Origin of the sequence: Williamsia sp. 1135, assembly GCF_002095395.1 — a bacterium.
Taxonomy (GTDB): Bacteria; Actinomycetota; Actinomycetes; order Mycobacteriales; family Mycobacteriaceae; genus Williamsia.
In genome coordinates, this window is record NZ_MJEI01000107.1 from 19,885 (window position 1) to 37,716 (window position 17,832).

The 17,832-nt window shown below is 66.6% G+C and carries 15 protein-coding genes; 10 read left to right on the top strand and 5 right to left on the bottom strand.

Annotation, left to right across the window (positions count from 1 at the left end):
• The first annotated feature begins 60 nt into the window (after positions 1-60).
• On the top strand, positions 61-897 hold the full coding sequence (locus tag BFL43_RS26280) for a GNAT family N-acetyltransferase (RefSeq protein ID WP_084896241.1): 837 nt from the start codon (positions 61-63) through the stop codon (positions 895-897).
• Positions 898-995: 98 nt separating this feature from the next.
• A complete protein-coding gene (locus BFL43_RS26285; protein ID WP_084896243.1) occupies positions 996-2,810 on the top strand; it encodes a penicillin-binding transpeptidase domain-containing protein in 1,815 nt (604 codons plus the stop codon).
• An 82-nt stretch (positions 2,811-2,892) separates the two neighbouring features.
• Here BFL43_RS26285 and BFL43_RS26290 read toward each other — a convergent pair whose 3' ends face one another.
• The 3 genes from BFL43_RS26290 to BFL43_RS26300 form a co-directional block, all read right to left on the bottom strand.
• Positions 2,893-3,723: a heme ABC transporter ATP-binding protein gene (locus BFL43_RS26290; RefSeq protein WP_084896821.1), complete on the bottom strand. Its 831-nt coding sequence runs from the start codon at positions 3,721-3,723 to the stop codon at positions 2,893-2,895.
• Complete coding sequence (locus BFL43_RS26295; protein ID WP_084896823.1) at positions 3,717-4,715, bottom strand: iron ABC transporter permease; 999 nt, start codon at positions 4,713-4,715, stop codon at positions 3,717-3,719. Before BFL43_RS26295 ends, BFL43_RS26290 begins: the two co-directional genes overlap by 7 nt.
• A gap of 83 nt (positions 4,716-4,798) precedes the next feature.
• A complete protein-coding gene (locus tag BFL43_RS26300; RefSeq protein ID WP_084896245.1) occupies positions 4,799-5,848 on the bottom strand; it encodes an ABC transporter substrate-binding protein in 1,050 nt (349 codons plus the stop codon).
• A 117-nt stretch (positions 5,849-5,965) separates the two neighbouring features.
• On the opposite strand from BFL43_RS26300, the gene map reads away from it, so the two are divergent.
• The 3 genes from map to BFL43_RS26315 are packed head-to-tail and all read left to right on the top strand — an operon-like array spanning position 5,966 to position 9,217.
• Positions 5,966-6,829 carry a type I methionyl aminopeptidase gene (gene map, locus BFL43_RS26305; RefSeq protein WP_084896247.1) on the top strand — a complete coding sequence of 288 codons (864 nt, stop codon included), beginning with the start codon at positions 5,966-5,968 and terminating at the stop codon, positions 6,827-6,829.
• A gap of 1 nt (position 6,830) precedes the next feature.
• Positions 6,831-8,360, top strand: coding sequence for a cobyric acid synthase (locus tag BFL43_RS26310; protein ID WP_084896248.1), 1,530 nt, complete (start codon positions 6,831-6,833; stop codon positions 8,358-8,360).
• Between the two features lie 35 nt (positions 8,361-8,395).
• Positions 8,396-9,217 (top strand): alpha/beta hydrolase, encoded by an 822-nt coding sequence (locus tag BFL43_RS26315; RefSeq protein ID WP_240498505.1) that lies wholly within the window; start codon positions 8,396-8,398, stop codon positions 9,215-9,217.
• Between the two features lie 15 nt (positions 9,218-9,232).
• Here BFL43_RS26315 and BFL43_RS26320 read toward each other — a convergent pair whose 3' ends face one another.
• Together BFL43_RS26320 and BFL43_RS26325 are read right to left on the bottom strand one after the other, a co-directional pair.
• Positions 9,233-10,627 (bottom strand): mycothione reductase, encoded by a 1,395-nt coding sequence (locus tag BFL43_RS26320; protein ID WP_084896250.1) that lies wholly within the window; start codon positions 10,625-10,627, stop codon positions 9,233-9,235.
• Positions 10,620-11,672 carry an alpha/beta hydrolase gene (locus tag BFL43_RS26325; RefSeq protein ID WP_084896251.1) on the bottom strand — a complete coding sequence of 351 codons (1,053 nt, stop codon included), beginning with the start codon at positions 11,670-11,672 and terminating at the stop codon, positions 10,620-10,622. Before BFL43_RS26325 ends, BFL43_RS26320 begins: the two co-directional genes overlap by 8 nt.
• Before the next feature lie 137 nt (positions 11,673-11,809).
• On the opposite strand from BFL43_RS26325, the gene mqo reads away from it, so the two are divergent.
• The 5 genes from mqo (at position 11,810) to BFL43_RS26350 (ending at position 17,808) form a co-directional block, all read left to right on the top strand.
• Positions 11,810-13,366, top strand: a complete 1,557-nt coding sequence (gene mqo, locus BFL43_RS26330; RefSeq protein WP_276206123.1) for a malate dehydrogenase (quinone) — start codon at positions 11,810-11,812, stop codon at positions 13,364-13,366.
• A 13-nt stretch (positions 13,367-13,379) separates the two neighbouring features.
• Positions 13,380-13,838, top strand: coding sequence for a GNAT family N-acetyltransferase (locus tag BFL43_RS26335; protein ID WP_084896252.1), 459 nt, complete (start codon positions 13,380-13,382; stop codon positions 13,836-13,838).
• Positions 13,822-15,714: a VWA domain-containing protein gene (locus tag BFL43_RS26340; protein ID WP_084896253.1), complete on the top strand. Its 1,893-nt coding sequence runs from the start codon at positions 13,822-13,824 to the stop codon at positions 15,712-15,714. The genes BFL43_RS26335 and BFL43_RS26340 overlap by 17 nt, the downstream gene beginning before the upstream one ends.
• 73 nt (positions 15,715-15,787) lie before the next feature.
• Positions 15,788-16,402, top strand: coding sequence for a cob(I)yrinic acid a,c-diamide adenosyltransferase (cobO, locus tag BFL43_RS26345; RefSeq protein WP_084896254.1), 615 nt, complete (start codon positions 15,788-15,790; stop codon positions 16,400-16,402).
• Positions 16,396-17,808 carry a cobyrinate a,c-diamide synthase gene (locus tag BFL43_RS26350; protein WP_084896256.1) on the top strand — a complete coding sequence of 471 codons (1,413 nt, stop codon included), beginning with the start codon at positions 16,396-16,398 and terminating at the stop codon, positions 17,806-17,808. Before cobO ends, BFL43_RS26350 begins: the two co-directional genes overlap by 7 nt.
• Positions 17,809-17,832 lie beyond the last annotated feature (24 nt).

Consider the following 17,832-nt stretch of genomic DNA (forward strand, 5'->3'; position numbering starts at 1 on the left):
ACCCGCCTGGCAGAATGATCGGGTACGTCCCGTACACCTGCTACGAACCTGGGAGCCGCAGTGCTGAAGCTGTTGGGTGACCGCCCGCTCGGTGAGCGGGACTTCGACGCGGTTGCCCGTGCCCTGGCGCAGGACCCGGTATCGGCCTGCATGGTCGCCGCCCGGGTCGAAGACCACGGCATCAACCCGAGATCACTCGGCGGCGAACTCTGGAGCAACAATCAGCCTGGTACCTCGCTGTGCTTCTCGGGCGCCAATCTCGTGCCACTGATCGGCACCGGTGACGACGTACGCACGTTCGCAGAACGCGCTGTCCGTAATCCGCGAGCCTGCTCATCCATCGTCGGCCCTGCCGATCTCGTCATGCCGCTGTGGGAACTCACGCGGGAGTACTGGGGTCCGGCGCGTGAAATCCGGATGGATCAACCACTTCTGGCACTCGCCAGCGCCCCGGCGATCCCAGGCGACCCGTTTGTGCGGCGGGTACGGCTCGACGAGATCGACGCGTATCTGCCTGCCGCTGTCGAGATGTTCATCGGTGAGGTCGGTGTCGATCCCTGCGCCGGTGACGGTGGCCGCTCCTATCGACGTCGTATCGCCGGTCTGATCAACGCGGGCCGTGCGTACGCGAAATTCGAACGCGGGGAAGTCGTGTTCAAGGCCGAGGTCGGTGCGCTCTCGCGGCAGGTGGGACAGATCCAGGGTGTCTGGGTCACGCCGGATCGTCGTGGCCTGGGCCTAGGGGCGTCCGGTACCGCCTCGGTCGTCGAGGCCATCGTCGCCGGCGGCCGGACCGCGAGCCTGTACGTCAACTCGTTCAACACCGCTGCCCGCGAGGCCTACCGCCGGGTCGGTATGAAAGAGGTCGGGACGTTCGCGACCGTGCTGGTCGACTGAGCAGCGTCCGCGGCAACGCCCTGCTCCGCTCCGCTGCGTCTCCCGGGCCCTGCGTGGCAACCGGGTTGGGGGCGTCGCCACAAATACCATGAGCGGTGATGATCCGTTTCCTGCGCCGCCGGCCCGCCCGTCTGCTGGTGATCGCCACCACCCTGGTGCTCGGCACCTCGATGGTGGCGTGTTCGGCCGACGACAATGGCCCGGGCGCCGCCGCAGGGCGTTTCCTGTCCGCATTCGCCGACAACGACCCGCAACGGGCGGGAGAGGCGACGGATCGACCTGACGACGCCGCGACTGCAGTCACCGCCAGTTGGGATGGGTTGTCCGCCACCGACATGTCGGCGAGGACCGCCGGAGTGAAGGTGACGGGCGACACCGCCACCGTTGCCGCCGACTACACCTGGACGCTTCCCGGAGATCACATCTGGAAGTACCGGGCCACGATCGCGATGTCGCGGACCGACTCGGGGTGGCAGGTCCGCTGGATCCCGGCAGCGATCCATCCCAAGCTCGGCGGCAACCAGACGATGGCCCTACGCACGATCGACGCCCAGCGCGCCGCGGTCCGTGAGAACGACGGATCCAACGTGCTGGTGCCCGGGACCGTCCATGAGGTGCGGTTCGACGCCGCCCTCGCCGCACAGTCGGGTGCGGTGGTGTCGACCGCGGGCGATCTCGCCGGCGCGCTCGGGCGATTCGATCCGTCCCTGACCGCCCAGGCCATCGCGGAGCAGGCGACCGGGCTGGGCGGTCAGTATGCGGTGATCACGTTGTCGCAGCGAGACTTCGATCTGGTCCGCGATCAGCTGGCCGGATTGCCGGGGGTCAGCACGGTCGAGCAGGCGGATCTGGTCGCGCCGAATCCGGACTTCGCACCCACGTTGCTCACCCAGGTCAAGAAAGAGGTCTCCGCGGATCTGATCGGGAAGGCCGGCTGGCGAGTGGTGTCGGTCAATCCGAACGGCGTGGACGCCGACGTTCTCGCAGAGACGCAGCCGGATCCGGCGCCGTCGGTCGAGATCTCGCTGTCGCGTCAGGTCCAGGATGCCGCGCAGCGAGCTGTCGACCAGCGCAAGGACTTCCAGGTCGCGATGGTGGTGATCCAGCCGTCGACGGGGCGGATTCTCGCGGTGGCCCAGAACGAACTCGCGGACGCCGACGGTCAGATCGCGACCATCGGTCTGTACCCGCCCGGCTCCACCTTCAAGATGGTCACGTCGATGGCGGCGATGAGCACTGGGCTGGCAACTCCGTCCACGTTGGTGGGTTGCCCCAGTGAGGTGACCATCGGTGAGCGCAGCGTGCCGAACTACAACGGCTTCGGGCTGGGCACTGTCCCGATGCAGACGGCGTTTGCACGTTCGTGCAATACGACCTTTGCGAAGCTGGCCAGCGAGATGGGCCCGTCGGATCTCACCCGGGCAGCGGCGTCGCTGGGCATCGGACCCGAATACGACGTGGTGGGGTTGCCGACCGACAGCGGATCGGTGCCGATTGCACCTGAACTGGTGCAGCGCACCGAGGACGGCTTCGGTCAAGGCAAAGTCCTGACCAGCCCCTTCGGGCTCGCCATGGTCGCGGCGACGGTGGCACACGGCGCCACCCCGACACCGCAGCTGATCGTCGGACGCGAGACCACGATCGCAGGTCCACACCCGCCGATGGATCCCGCAGTGCTCAGTCAGATGCGCCCGATGATGCGCGAGGTGATCGCCTCGGGAACCGCGCTGCGAATGCAAGACCTCGGCCAGGTGTACGGCAAGACCGGAGAAGCCGAGGTCGAAGGCGGCTCGCACGCGTGGTTCGCCGGGTATCGCGGTGACCTTGCCTTTGCGACCCTCGTCGTTCTCGGAGGCAGTTCTGACAATGCGGTCGCGGTCACCCACGAGATGCTTGCCGCGCTACCCGAGTGAGCTGCCGGACCGTCAGTAGCAAACTTTTCTGAACTTTGCGGTCATCCGAGGGAACCGATTTCCGAACTGTCGCGTCAGATCACTACTCGGGTCGGCGGGGCGCTGGAGGGGGGTACCCCGCCGCCCCGGGTGTTCGATCCGGGAGCACGATGAACTGTCCGGTGTCGGGATGGATCCAGGTCATCACGGGGTGGTCGTAGATCTCCGAGAGCAATTCGGCGCTCATGACCTGCGTGGTCGGCCCGGACGCGACGAGCCGGCCGTCTTTCATGACGAGTACTCGGTCGGCGTACGCGGCGGCAAGCGACAGGTCGTGCACGACGATCAGGATCGCCGCGCCTGTGCTCCTACGCTCGGCGAGAATCGTCAACAGTCGCTCCTGGTGGTGGATGTCGAGCGCCGCGGTGGGTTCGTCGAGCATGAGGACCGGTGCCTGCTGCGCCAGTGCCCGCGCGAGTGAGACGCGGGCCTGCTGTCCACCGGACAGTTGACTGAACGGACGATCCCGCACACCTTGCAGGTCACATTGGGTCAGCGCCTGTTCGACGAAATCGGCAGACCGGGCTGCCTCATGGGTTCGGGTCCAGGGAAATCTGCCCATCTCCACCACTTCGTGTACCAGGAAGGGCGTGTCCGCACGGTTGAGCTGGGTGACCAGTGCGCGGCGGCGCGCCAGCTCGATCGGCGCGATGTCGGAGAGATCGATGCCGGAGAAGCGGACGGCGCCACCAGAGACCGGACGCACCCCGGCCAGGCCCGCGAGCAAGGTTGATTTGCCGCACCCGTTCGGCCCGACGAGCGCCACGATCTCCCCGCTGCCGACGACAAGATCGACGCCGGTGACGATGTCGCGCCCACCGATGGCCACGTGTACGCCGGTCGCGGACAGCGCGGGCTTCGTCGCCGTCACCAGCCGACCCCGCTGTGCCTGCTCCGGCGCAGGAGCAGGAAGAACACCGGACCGCCGATGAGCGAGGTGAGCATCCCCAGTGGGAGATCGGCATTGTGCATCAGGGTCCTGGCGCCGAGGTCGGCTGCGCACACCACAATTGCTCCACCGATGACGCTGGCCGGCAACAGGATCGCGTGTTTGGGCCCCACGATCAGTCGCATCAGGTGCGGTACCACCAGGCCGACGAACATGACGATGCCGGTGAACGCGACCGCGGCTGCCGTGAGCACGGCGACCAGAAAGATGACGATCCGCCGGACGCTCTCGACGCGTACGCCGAGAGCGGCAGCCTGTATTTCGCCGAGCGACAGCAGGTCCACACGGCGCACCAGCAGCATGCTGACCCCGATGGCGCCGGCGGCCAGGGGCAGGACCACCCAGACCGGTTTCCACCCGATGCCCTGGAGTGATCCGAGCTGCCAGAAGACGATCTGTTCCCGATCGTTGGTGTCAGCGAGGAAGGTCAGGAACGCGATGATGCCCGAGGCGAAGGCGTTGACCGCGATACCGATGAGTATCAACATGATCGGCGACGACGACCCATCGCGCATGGACAGGGTGTAGACGAGCGCGACAGTGATCAGCGCGCTGATGAACGCCGCACCGGCCAGACCCCAGACGCTCGCCCAGATCCCGCCGGACACGATCGCGATACAGGCGCCCACCGCCGCGCCGGCGGACACCCCGATCACGCCGGGCTCCGCCAGGGGATTGGCCAGTACACCTTGAAGTAGGCAGCCGGCGCAGGCAAGGGTGGCCCCGACGATCAGCCCCATGACAATGCGAGGGAACCGGACCGTCCACAGCGTCTCCTCGCCGTTGGGGGAGCTCGGCATGGGCCCGATGTCGAGGCCGAGGTGGTGCATCACCGATCCGAAGACCTCGGCAGGGGAGATGTAGACCTGGCCCACCGCAGCGGACCAGCCGACCAACACCACCAGCAGCGCGAGCATGGCGACGATGATCACGACGTTGCGTGGCAGTGTCTGCCGGTCGCCGCCGGCAGTGCCCTTGCGGACTGCTTCGCGCACGGAACTCACACGTAGATCGCTTCGGACAACGCGTTCAGAACCCGCCCGGTGTCGGGCCCGAAGGTCAGGATCTCGGCCTGGTCCATCTGGACGACACGGTTGTTTCGGCCGGCATCGGTCTGGGCGAGCCCGGGCAGTTTCAGTACCTGCTCGAGACCGCCCACGGAGTCGGCGCCCTGGGTCATCACGAGGATCACGGCCGGGTTGGCGTTGATCATCGCCTCGGTGTTCACCGTGGTGAACGCAGAAGTGAGACCGGCGGCGGTGCCCGCGTCGACACCGCCGAGGGCGGCTATCAACTCGTCGGCTCCGGAGCCGGGGCCGGCGAGCAATTGCAGTCGAGGGCCGCGAAGGTAGAGGAATGCCATCTTCGCCCCGCGGGCATCGACCGGGACCTGGTTCTCGGCCGCGGTGATCTGTTGGGTGGTTCGCGCCGCGAGTGCCTCGCCCTCGCGCGGTACACCGAGTGCGCCCGCCACCGCCTCGATGAGCGGCCCGGTACCCGAGATCGTGCGGTCCTTCGTGAACACGACCACGGGCAGGCCGGCGGACCGCAGCTGTGCGACCGTTCCGGGCGGGTTCGTGGCCTCGTCGATCAGGACGACGCTGGGATCGGCGGCGAGCACGGCCTCGATGTTGACCGAGTGCCCGTTGTCGGTGATCACCGGAAGGTTTTCGGCCTCTGGGATCACCGTCGAGCGGTCCCGGGCCACTACGTTGTCGCCGAGACCCAGGGAATACACGATGTTGGCGAGGGTGCCCGAGCGGTCGATGGCGATGATGCGTCCGATGTCGGTGACCGTGACATCGCCACCGATCGACTTCGCGGTGGCAGGAAGCGTGGGGATGGGATTCTGGGCCACCGGGTCGACGGCGGAACCGGTGAGCCGAGCGGTTTGCGGCCCGGTTCTCAGGGTGCCGTCGGAGGCGGGAGGGCTCGTCGCGGGGTCGTTGATCGGGGCCGTGGAGCATCCTGCGATCACGAGGGCGAACGCGGTGAGCAACGCTGCGATGATCCGGGTCCGCCCGCGACCGGGCAACCTGGTGTCGGTCATTCATCACTCCATCCCGCCGGCGCTGTGAGTGTCACCTTACTTGTCGCCCGCCCCGCGGTTGATCGTGTGGGTGAGACGGCGGGGCTGGCTCCCGCGAAGAACAGATAGGCTGCAGGCATGCCTGTTCGTGCCCCACTCGCCCCTGGCGAGATCTCGCCGACTCTGTCGGTGCCGGCCACCATCGAGCGACCCGAGTATGTGTGGAAGTCCACTGCCGCCGAAGGTCACGAGCCCTGGGTGCAGACCCCCGAGACGATCGAGAAGATGAGACTGGCGAGCAAGATCGCCGCCAATGCTCTCGCCGAGGCCGGTAAGGCCGTCGCCCCGGGGGTGACCACCGATCACCTCGACCGGGTGGCGCACGAGTACATGATCGATCACGGTGCATATCCGTCGACTCTGGGCTACAAGGGATTTCCGAAGTCGTGCTGCACGTCCCTCAACGAGGTGATCTGTCACGGCATCCCGGATTCGACGGTGATCGAAGACGGCGACATCGTCAACATCGATGTGACGGCCTACATCAACGGCGTGCATGGGGACACCAACGCGACGTTTCTCGCGGGCGATGTCGCACCTGAGGTGATCGAGCTCGTCGACCGTACGCGGGAGGCGACGAATCGTGCCATCAAGGCGGTGCGCCCGGGCCGTGAGCTCAACGTGATCGGCCGCGTCATCGAGTCATACGCGAACCGCTTCGGCTACAACGTCGTTCGTGATTTCACCGGCCACGGTATCGGTGAGACCTTCCACAACGGCCTGGTCATCCTGCATTACGACCAGCCGAACATCGACACCCTGATCGAACCCGGCATGGTGTTCACCATCGAACCGATGATCAACCTGGGCGCCCTCGAATACGAGATCTGGGACGACGGCTGGACGGTCGCGACCGCCGACCGCAAGTGGACCGCCCAGTTCGAGCACACCCTCGTGGTCACCGAGTCCGGAGCCGAGATCCTCACCTTGCCGGACGCCTGACTTGGCTCCCCAGCCCCGGGGTGCGTTGCTCGTGGCGGGCACGAGTTCTGACGCGGGGAAAAGTCTGATCGTCGCGGGGCTGTGTCGAGCGCTGCATCGGGCCGGGGTCTCGGTGGCCCCGTTCAAGGCGCAGAACATGTCCAACAACTCCGTCGTCACCCTGGACGGGGGCGAGATAGGTCGCGCGCAGGCGATGCAGGCCACCGCATGCGGGCTGGCGCCTTCGGTACGGTTCAACCCGGTGCTCCTCAAGCCCGGCAGTGACCGCCGATCGCAAGTCGTCGTGCGCGGACAGGTCGACGGCACGGTCGGTGCGGCCGATTATCATGCGCGCAGGGCGTCCCTCGCTGGTGTCGTATCTGACGAATTGGCTTCTCTGCGTGCAGATTTTGATGTGGTGATCTGCGAGGGCGCCGGTTCTCCCGCAGAGATCAACCTGCGGCGCAGCGATATCGCGAATATGGGTTTGGCCGAGCTCGGCGACCTGCCGGTGATCGTGGTCGGGGACATCGATCGGGGTGGCGTCCTCGCGCACCTGCTCGGAACCCTGGCTTGTCTGGGTCCGGCGGACCAAGCCCGCATCGCCGGCTTCGTGATCAACAAGTTCCGCGGCGATCGATCGATCCTCGAACCCGGATTACAGCAACTATTCGACCTGACGGGCCGCCCCACGATCGGCGTCGTGCCGTATGCCGACGGGTTGTGGCTCGACGCGGAGGACTCTCTGGCCAGCGTGGTGGGCATGCCGGTGGGACGGGCCGCGCCCGCGGTCGGTTCGGCCCGTTTGTCCGTCGTCGCCATTCGGTTGCCGAGGATCTCGAACTCGACCGACGTCGAGGCCCTGGCATGCGAGCCGGGTGTGGACGTGCGGTGGGTGGACGACCCGGCGAGTGTCGCAGGTGCCGATCTCGTCGTCGTGCCGGGAAGCAAGGCGACCATCTCCGATCTTGCCTGGCTGCGTAGCCGCGGCATCGACGAGGTGCTCACCGAACGGGCCCGGCGCAACCAGCCGATCCTGGGCATTTGCGGCGGTTACCAGATGCTCGGTACCAGCATCGTCGACGACGTCGAAGCGCGCGCGGGAACGGTGTCCGGGCTGGGAATCCTCACGGTGACAGTGCAGTTCGCCGCTCGCAAGGTCCTCCGGCAAGCGGTGGGGGTCGCATCGGGAAATGCGGTGCAGGGGTATGAGATCCATCACGGTCGCGTGATCGGAGGTGATGACACACCACTGCTGCACGATGACGAGCTCGGTCCCGAGGGAAGTGTCGCGGGCGCGGTCACCGGGACCCACTGGCACGGGCTGCTGGCGAACGACGGATTTCGTCGCGACTACCTGCGTGACGTCGCCAGGTGGGCGGGGCGGGGCGGCTTCGAGGTCGGGAACGTCTCCTTCGAGCAGGCCCGGATGTCCCAGCTCGACCTCATCGCCGACCTGGTCGAGACCGAACTCGACATGGAGTTCGTCACAGACCTCATCAGCTCAGGGGTGCCCCTCGGCCTGCCAGTGATCACCACCTCGCTGAGTTGACCCGCCGCCCACGGGTCGACACGTAGGCTGGCCGGGTGAGCATCGAACATCGCACCATCACCGTCGGTGACCTCGAGTTCGACGTCCGGATCGGGGGGCCGGACACCGGACCGACCGTGCTGTTGCTGCACGGATTCCCCAATACCGGAGCCTGTTTCGATTCTGTGGTCGGAAGACTGCACGACTCCGGACTGCGTACGATCGTCCCGGATCAGCGCGGATACTCACCAGCTGCCCGGCCCGACGAGGTCGACGCGTATCAGCTCCGACACCTCGCGTCCGATGCTGTCGGCATCCTGGATGCGCTCGGTATCGGATACACGATGGTCGTGGGGCACGACTTCGGTTCGCTCGTCGCCTGGCATCTGGCAGGGCACTATCCGCACCGTGTCACCGGGTTGGTCGCCGTCAGCGTCGGACATCCCTCATCCATCGCAGCATCGCTGGCGGGCAGTGATCAGCGTGGGCGATCGTCCTACATCCTCGACTTCGTGAAGCCCGGCGCCGAGGACACGCTCTTGGCCGACGACGCGAAGATCTTGCGAGAGTTGGTTCCCGACGACAGTGTGCTGCCGCTCACCGAGCGGCCGGCCCTGACCGCAGCACTGAACTGGTATCGCGCCAACTTCACCGGCGACATCAAGGCGAACCTCGCCTGCCCGCCGATCGAAGCACCGACGACGGTGCTGTGGGGTGACGGCGATGATGCGCTGGGCAGAGAGCAGGCGGAGGGGAGTAGTCGATTCGTGTACTCCGACTACCGATTCGCCGCACTGGAGGGCGTCGATCACTGGATCCCGCAGAACGCCCCTGCAGCGCTGGCGAGCGAGATCGCGTTGCGGTCAGCGGTCTGGTGATCCGCTGGCCTTCCCTCAGATCTCGAGCCCCAGCAGCGCGTTCTCCAAGACCTCGGGCATACCTGGGTGAATCCAGTACTGACCGCGGGCCATCGTGGCGGCGTCGAGCCCGAACGACATCGCCTGGATCACCGGCTGGATGATCGAGGGTGCTTGCGGGCCGATGATGTGGGCGCCGAGCAGTCGGCCCGTGCCCTTCTCTGCGATCAGCTTGCACAGACCGGTCTTGTCCTCCATCGCCCAGCCGTAGGCGACGTCGCCGTAGTTCTGCACCTTGACGGTGATGTCGAGGTTCGCGTCGCGCGCCTCGGTCTCGGTCATCCCGACCGAAGCGATCTGCGGGTGGGTGAAGACCGCCGCGGGCACAAAACGAAGATCGAACGGCTGCAGATCGGTGCCGTCCCAGCCCCGCAGCAGATTTGCCTGGACGACCCGGCCCTCGTGGTTGGCCACGTGCTTGAGTTGGTACGGCGAGCTGACGTCTCCCAACGTCCATACTCCGCGGGCTGCGGTCCGGCCGTAGGAGTCCCGCTCGATGCGGCCGTCTTCGTCCACCTCGAGGCCGATCGATTCGAGGCCGATCTTGTCGGAGTTCGGTACCCGACCCACTGCGACGAGGAGCGCGTCTGCCTCGAGGACGGTGTCGTCGGCGAATGTGATGCGGATCGCACCATCGACGGTTTCGACCGCGGCAATCGCCGAATTGAAATGCACATCCCATGCGGCTGAGGCGATCTCGGTGAAGCGCGCCGAAATGTCCGGGTCCTGGCCACGGAGCAGTGCGCCGCTGCGGGCGATGACGGAGACCTTGGACCCGAGCGCTCCGAAGACGTGCGCGAACTCTGCGGCGATGTAGCCGCTACCGACGATGACCAGTCGCTCCGGCAGCTCCGGTAGACGCATGACGTCGTCGTTCGTGTGGTATCTCACCCCACTGCCCGCGATGATGTCCGGGATGACCGGCCTGGAGCCGGAGGCGATGACGACCCGGGACGCCAGCACCAGGTCGCCTGCGCTGGTTCGCAAACGGTAGCGGCCGTCGGAGTCGACCCCGTCGAACGCGACGTGACTGGTGTAGACGGTGATGTTGTCGCAATCCTCGACCCGGTAGCGTTTGCCGCCCGCGGAGATCGGATCGATTCGGCCGAAGACCCGGTTCACGATGCCGGGCCAGTCGACCTTGTCGACGGAGCCGGTGACACCCAGTCGCTCGCCTTCGCGAATGGTCTCGGCGACCTCGGCGGCGTAGACGAACATCTTCGTCGGGATGCAACCGACGTTGAGGCAGGTCCCGCCGTAGATGCTCTCTTCGAAGATCGCGATCTTCTGATCGGCGAACCGCTCGTCGGGGATCGAGTTTCCCGTACCCGAGCCGATGATGGCCAGGTCAACCGATGTGGACTCACTCATGGAGGGCTCCTCGTATCCGATCGTCGTTGCTCAGCAACCAATTGTCGAGCTCGGTGTATGCGGTGTCCCTGGCGCCCTGCCGGGACAGGAAGACGTCGTGGCGGGCGCCGGGCACGGGGACCGCACTGACCCGATTGCCCAGGCAGCCGGTCCACCGAGCGATCTGGCGGGTGTCCAGGACTCCGTCGGCGGTGTCGATGTGTGGGGTCTCGCCGTCTGCAGCCGGACCCGCCAAGGTCGTCGCGTCCGAGTGCAGCACCAGGGAGGGGACGCCGATCTCGAGTCCTCGGTGCAGCGTCGCGTGGCCTCGGCGCACCGCACTCAAGAATCCGAACGTCACCGGATAGCCGTGTAGCGGTTTGTAGTTCAGGTCGTACTCCCATTCGCCGTGCACACTGTTGTGCAGACTCTCGCCGTAGGCGCCCGCGATCTTGCGGGGGATGGTCGCCAGGGGCCGCACCCGCGCGACCGAGTTCACCACCGTGGTCCCCGCGCCGCGCAGAATCGGTGCGCCCTGCAGGTCGAACCAGGGGGAGTTGAGGACCAGCCCGGTGGGGTTGCCCGCAGTCGGATCACGGTCGAGTCGATCGAGCCCACGGTGGAGTCGATCGAGCCCACGACGGAGTCGATCGAGCCACAGTGCGGTGATCAGGCCGCCCGTCGAATGCGCGGCGATCAGCAGGGGCCGGCTGCCGGTGGCGGCGTTGATCTCGGCCGCCGCCAGGCCCAGTTCTGCGTCGTACATGGACAGGTCGGTGATGTGGTGCGGCGTCTGTCCGGGGCGTTGCGAGCGCCCGCACTTGCGCAGATCCAGCGCATAGAACGCGTAACCGCGTTGCGCGAAGAACTCCGCGAGCGGTCGCTGGAAGAAGTAGTCGGTGAAGCCGTGAACGTAGAGAACGGCGGCGGTGGCCGCGGACTGCTGCTCGTGCCGGACGAGGGTCGCAGTGATCTGGCCCTCCCCGTCTGGGTCGTTGCCGAGGTCGAACGTCAATGCCGAGAAGTCTGGGCCGAGTACGTCGGGCTGCCAGCGGGAAGAGGCCACGATTTCACACTGTAGGCGCGCGGGCCGCGGCGCCGGAGATGGTGCGGGGTTAGGCCGACCGCATTACAGTCTTCCGACGCCGATAAGGAACAATGAAAGTCATCTGAAGGTTCGCCGAAAGAGGAAGTTGAGCTGGAGTGTCTGAGTCTGCAACCCCGCGCGACGGCGGAGTCACCACAACCGACATCGTGCTGGTAGGCGCCGGAATCATGAGTGCCACCCTGGGTGCGCTTCTGCATCGGCTGCAGCCCGACTGGTCGATCACCGTCTTCGAGCGCCTCGATGCCGCTGCTGCCGAAAGCAGCGATCCATGGAACAACGCAGGAACTGGCCACTCGGCGTTGTGTGAGTTGAACTACACCCCACAGACCGCCGACGGGGATGTCGACATCACCAAAGCGCTCGCGATCAACGAGCAGTTCCAGGTGTCGCGTCAGTTCTGGGCGAACTCCGTGGAGTCCGGGGTGCTCCGCGATCCGAGCGAGTTCATCAATCCCATCCCGCACGTCAGCTTCGTGCACGGCGAGTCCAACGTCGACTACCTGCGCAAGCGTTACGACAATTTGGCAGGCGAAACCCTGTTCAAGGGGATGGAGTACATCACCGATCCGGGCGAGTTCACCAAGCGGCTCCCACTGATGTCCGCGGGTCGCGACTTCTCCGATCCGGTGGCGCTGAACTGGTTCGACGGTGGCACCGACGTGGACTTCGGTGCCCTCACCCAGCAGCTGATCGGGTACCTCGGGCACTCCGGCGCGACGGTCAACTTCGGTCACGCCGTGACGAACATCACCAAAGAGTCGGACGGCAGCTGGCGGATCAAGGTCAAGAACCTGCGTACGAAGGAAAAGTCCACCGTCAAGGCCGGTTTCGTCTTCGTGGGTGCCGGCGGCGGGGCTCTGCAGTTGCTGCAGAAGTCGGGCATCAAGGAAGCCAAGGGGTTCGGCGGGTTCCCGGTCAGCGGTGCCTTCTTCCGCTGCACCGATCCGACCCTCATCGATGAGCACGCCGCGAAGGTGTACGGCAAGGCCGCAGTCGGCGCTCCGCCGATGTCGGTACCGCACTTGGACACTCGTGTGATCGGCGGCAAACCCGGACTGCTGTTCGGGCCGTATGCCGGCTGGTCGCCCAAGTTCCTCAAAGAAGGCAAGAACACCGATCTCATCGCGTCGGTCAAACCCGGCAATGTCCTGCCGATGCTGTCGATCGCGCCCAAGGAGTTCGGCCTCCTCAAATACCTGATCAGCGAGTTGGCGGCCGGACCCGCCGACCGGGTCGAAACCCTCTCCGAGTTCGTGCCGCGTGCGGACGGCAAGGACTGGGAGATGATCGTCGCCGGCCAGCGTGTCCAGGTGATCCGCAAGAAGGGCCGCGGCGGTGCGCTGGAGTTCGGTACCGCTGTCGTGGCGGCCGAGGACGGCAGCATTGCCGGCCTGCTGGGTGCCTCTCCCGGAGCCTCCACGGCAGTGCCCGCGATGCTCGACGTGCTCGAGCGTTGTTTCCCGAAGCACTTCACAGCCTGGAAGCCTGTGCTCGGCGAGATGATCCCGTCGCTCGGTTCGAAACTGAACGACAATCCCGATCTGTTTGCGCAGGTGTGGGATTGGACGTCGAACGTGCTGGGCCTGCAGGACACCCCGACTCCGGTTGCGGATGAGGGAGATTCTCATCTGGCGACGCCCACCGCCGTGTGATAGGCACTTGCATATGACCGCTACTGCAAGCCTGCACCGTTATTGGGCCCAGGACATCGACATGTCGACGCTGTACAAGATCTTGCAGCTGCGGGTGGAGGTGTTCGTCGTCGAGCAGTCGTGCCCGTATGCCGAACTCGACGGACGTGATCTCGACCAGGACACGCGCCATCTGTGGCTCGAGGAAGACGGCGAGATCATCAGCACGCTGCGGCTGCTCGAGGAGCATGACGGCGGCAAGTCGTACCGGATCGGCCGACTGTGCACCGAACGCTCGCATCGCGGGCAGGGTCACACCACCCGACTCCTGCAGACCGCGCTGGCCGACGTCGGATCGGACATCTGCCGCATCCACGCGCAGACGTACCTCGTCGAGATGTACGCCAAGCACGGATTCACCGTCGACGGCGAAGAACATCTGCTGGACGGCGTCCCGCACGTTCCCATGATTCGCGGTGGCGCACATCGCTGACACGCATTTTCCGTTCAGTGCGGTCGTCGGACAGGAACAACTCAAGCTTGCCCTGATCCTCTCCGCCATCGCGCCGGAGATCGGCGGCGTCCTGGTGCGGGGAGAAAAGGGCACGGCCAAGACGACGGTGGTCCGCGCGCTCGGTCCGCTGCTGCCGGGATCGTCGGCGTCGGTGGTGGAATTGCCCATCGGTGCCACCGAGGATCGCGTGATCGGCTCGCTCGACCTCCAGAAGATCCTGTCCGAAGGCGAGAAGGCGTTCACGCCGGGTCTGCTGGCCAATGCCGATGGCGGTGTTCTCTACATCGACGAGGTCAATCTGCTCGCTGATCATCTGGTCGACGTCTTGCTCGACGCCGCCGCCACCGGGCGGGTCGTCATCGAACGAGATGGGGTGTCCCACACGCAGGCAGCCCGATTCGTCCTCGTCGGCACCATGAACCCCGAGGAAGGCGAGTTGCGACCGCAACTCCTCGACCGGTTCGGGCTGGCGGTGGACGTCAGCGCGCCCCGGGAGGTTGCCACCAGGGTGGCTGTGATCGAACGACGGCTGGCCTACGAGCGCGACCCGGCCGGGTTTGCGGCCGGTTACGCTGACCAGGACGCGGCGGTCGCCGCAGCCATCGGGCGAGCGCGAGCGGATCTCGACTCCGTCGAGTTGCCTCCGGCGCAGCTTCGCAGGATCGCCGCGATCTGTATGGAACTCGAGGTCGACGGTCTGCGCGCCGATCTGGTGGTCGCGAGAACCGCGCGGGCCCATGCGGCATGGCGTGGCGCGGAGCACGTCGAAGACATCGATGTGCGGCGAGCGGTGGAACTGGCGTTGCCACACCGCCGTCGACGCGACCCTTTCGACGAGCCCGGTCTCACCGAACAGCAACTCGATGACGCGATGGACAAGGCAGATGAACAGGCCGCCCCGAGCGAGCCTCCGGAGTCCGACGAGGACTCGGCGGCCGACCAGGATCCGCCGGCGGGACCCACTCCGTCGGAATCGTCTGCGCAGCAATCGGATCCGGAGCCCGACCCCGATCCCGACGGTCCCGGTGGCGGAGGCGTGTCGTCTCCGGGTCCGGGATTTTCGCCGACCACAGGTGGCGCAGCGGTCAAGGCACTCAAGGCGCGCGGCGTCGGCAACGGTGAACCCGGACGACGGTCGGCGTCGCAGAGCGTTCGCGGTCAGGCGGTGCGCGGAGTACGGGGGGGCGGCAACGGGATCCACCTGATCGGTACGGTACTTGCTGCCGCGGACAATCACCTCGAGCGGGGAAGCGCCAGGCTGCAGGTGTTGCCGGAGGACATCCGCGGGGCACTGCGGCGCGGCAAAGAGGGCAACCTGGTCGTGTTCGTCCTCGATCTGTCCGGGTCGATGACAGCCCGGAAGCGGCTCGAGGCGGTGTCGGGTGCAGTGGTGTCGATGCTCCGGGATTCCTACCAACGCCGTGACCGTGTCGCGGTGGTGACGCTGCGGGGAGCGGGCGCCGAGATCACGGTGCCACCGACGCGTTCGGTCGACGCCGCGGTCCGCCGGCTGACCGGTCTTCGTACCGGTGGTCGTACACCGCTCGCCGAAGGTCTGCTGACCGCCCGGGACGTCGTACGGCGCAACCGCCACAAGGAGCCGAATCGACGCCCGATCGTGGTGGTGCTGACCGACGGCAGAGCGACCGCAGGACCGATGGCGCTCACGCGCGCCGGTGCCGCCGCGGACCGCCTGCGGCGCGAGGGCACCTCGGCGATCGTCATCGACTGCGAGCAGGGAATGGTTCGTCTGGGCCTTGCCCGGGTGCTCGCCGGACAACTCGGTGGAGAATGTGTACAGATCGCAGATCTGACCGCCGGGGGAGTCGCCGGCGTGGTCCGGTCCGCGGCCTGAACGCAGGCAGGCATCGGTTCCGAATCCGCCGACACGAGGCGGAGCGGAGCTCAACCATCAGAAGGGAAATGTTGTGCCGCAGGGAGTTCCATCGGTCATTCCCGACGACGGTCTGACCACCAGGGCAAGGCGCAACCAACCGGTCCTTGCCGTGCACACCGGAGACGGCAAGGGCAAGTCGACGGCCGCGTTCGGAATGGCCATGCGGGCATGGAACGCGGGGCTCGACATCGGGGTCTTCCAATTCGTCAAGAGCGCGAAGTGGAAGGTCGGAGAAGAGTCGGCCCTCACCGCACTCGGCCAACTGCACACCGAGACCGGCCAGGGCGGCCCGGTGCAGTGGCACAAGATGGGCGAGGGCTGGTCGTGGATCCGGCATGCGGGCGGTGAGACCGAACACGCTGAGCAAGCAGCGCAGGGCTGGGCCGAGATCCGCCGCCGGATCATCGATCAAACGCATCAGTTCTATGTGCTCGACGAGTTCACCTATCCCCTGAACTGGGGCTGGATAGACGTCGACGACGTGGTCGAGGTGCTGCGTGCACGTGAGGGAAAACAGCATGTGGTCATCACGGGTCGTCGTGCGCCGGCGGCCCTGGTCGACGCCGCCGACCTCGTGACCGAGATGGTGAAGACCCGCCACCCGATGGATGCCGGTCGAAAAGGACAGCGAGGCATCGAATGGTGAGCGGCGCGCCGCCAGCAGTGGTCATCGCGGCACCCGCCTCAGGCAGCGGCAAGACCACCGTGACCACCGGTCTGATCGGTGCGCTGGCGCGGTCGGGGCACCGGGTTGCACCCTTCAAGGTCGGGCCCGACTACATCGACCCCGGATATCACGGACTCGCCGCAGGCAGGCCGGGTCGCAACCTCGACCCCGTGCTCGTGGGCGAAGAACAGATCGGTCCGCTCTACCGCTCGGGCAGCGCCGGCTGCGACATCGCCGTTGTCGAGGGAGTGATGGGGCTGTTCGACGGCCGCATCACCGAAGAGCACATGCCCGCGGTGGCTCCTGGTTCGACAGCTCAGGTGGCAGCGTTGCTGGGTGCTCCCGTGATCCTCGTCGTCGACGCCTCCGGGCACAGTCAGAGTCTGGCCGCGATCCTGCACGGCTTCGTCAGCTTCGACCCCGGTATCGACATCCGAGGGGTGATCCTCAACCGAGTGGGTTCTCCGAGACACGAGTTCGTCCTGCGGCAGGCATGTGCCAGGGCCGGACTCGAGGTGTTCGGTGCGGTACCCCGAAATGCGAGCATGGCGGTCCCCTCGCGGCACCTCGGACTCATTCCCGCCGCCGAACGCGGCCCCGAGGCGCTTTCCGCCATCGACGCCATGACCGAGTTGATCGGTGGCGCTGTGGATCTGCCCGCCATCATCGCCGCAGCGGACATCGGTGCAGGTCGCACCGGACCGGTGTGGTCGCCGGCTGTGGAGGTCGGCGCAGATCTCGACGAATACCGCGGTCCGGCACCCGTTGTCGCGGTCGCTGCCGGTGCCGCATTCACCTTCGGATACGCCGAACACACCGAGCTGCTCGCAGCGGCGGGTGCCGAGGTGGTGCCCTTCGACCCGCTGTCGGATCTGTTGCCCGCCGATTGCGGTGCGGTGGTCATCGGCGGCGGCTTCCCGGAGGAGCACGCTGCGGCGTTGGCCGCGAATCGGCGTCTGCTGACCCAACTCCGGGCTGCAGCCGGGGCCGGCGTCCCGATCCACGCCGAGTGTGCCGGACTGCTCTATCTCGCGCAGAGCCTCGACGATCACGCCATGGCCGGGATCCTGCCGCTGCGTGGGACATTCGGCAAGACACTCACTCTCGGCTACCGCGATGCGGTCGCCCTGACCGATTCGATCCTCTTCGACGCCGGGACCCGGATGCGCGGGCACGAGTTCCACCGGACGACAGTCACCGCCCTCGATGGGACGACACCGTCGGCGTGGGGTTGGCGCCGAGAGGGCCTGGCGCAGACCGAGGGATGGACCGCCGGCCGTGTACACGCGTCCTACCTCCACACGCATCCGGCCGCCCATCCCGAGGGGATTGCCCGCTTTGTGCGGGCGGCGCGTAGAGCCGTCGACCGGGTGCACCAGCGCTGACCTGGGCCATGATCGGCCTGATCG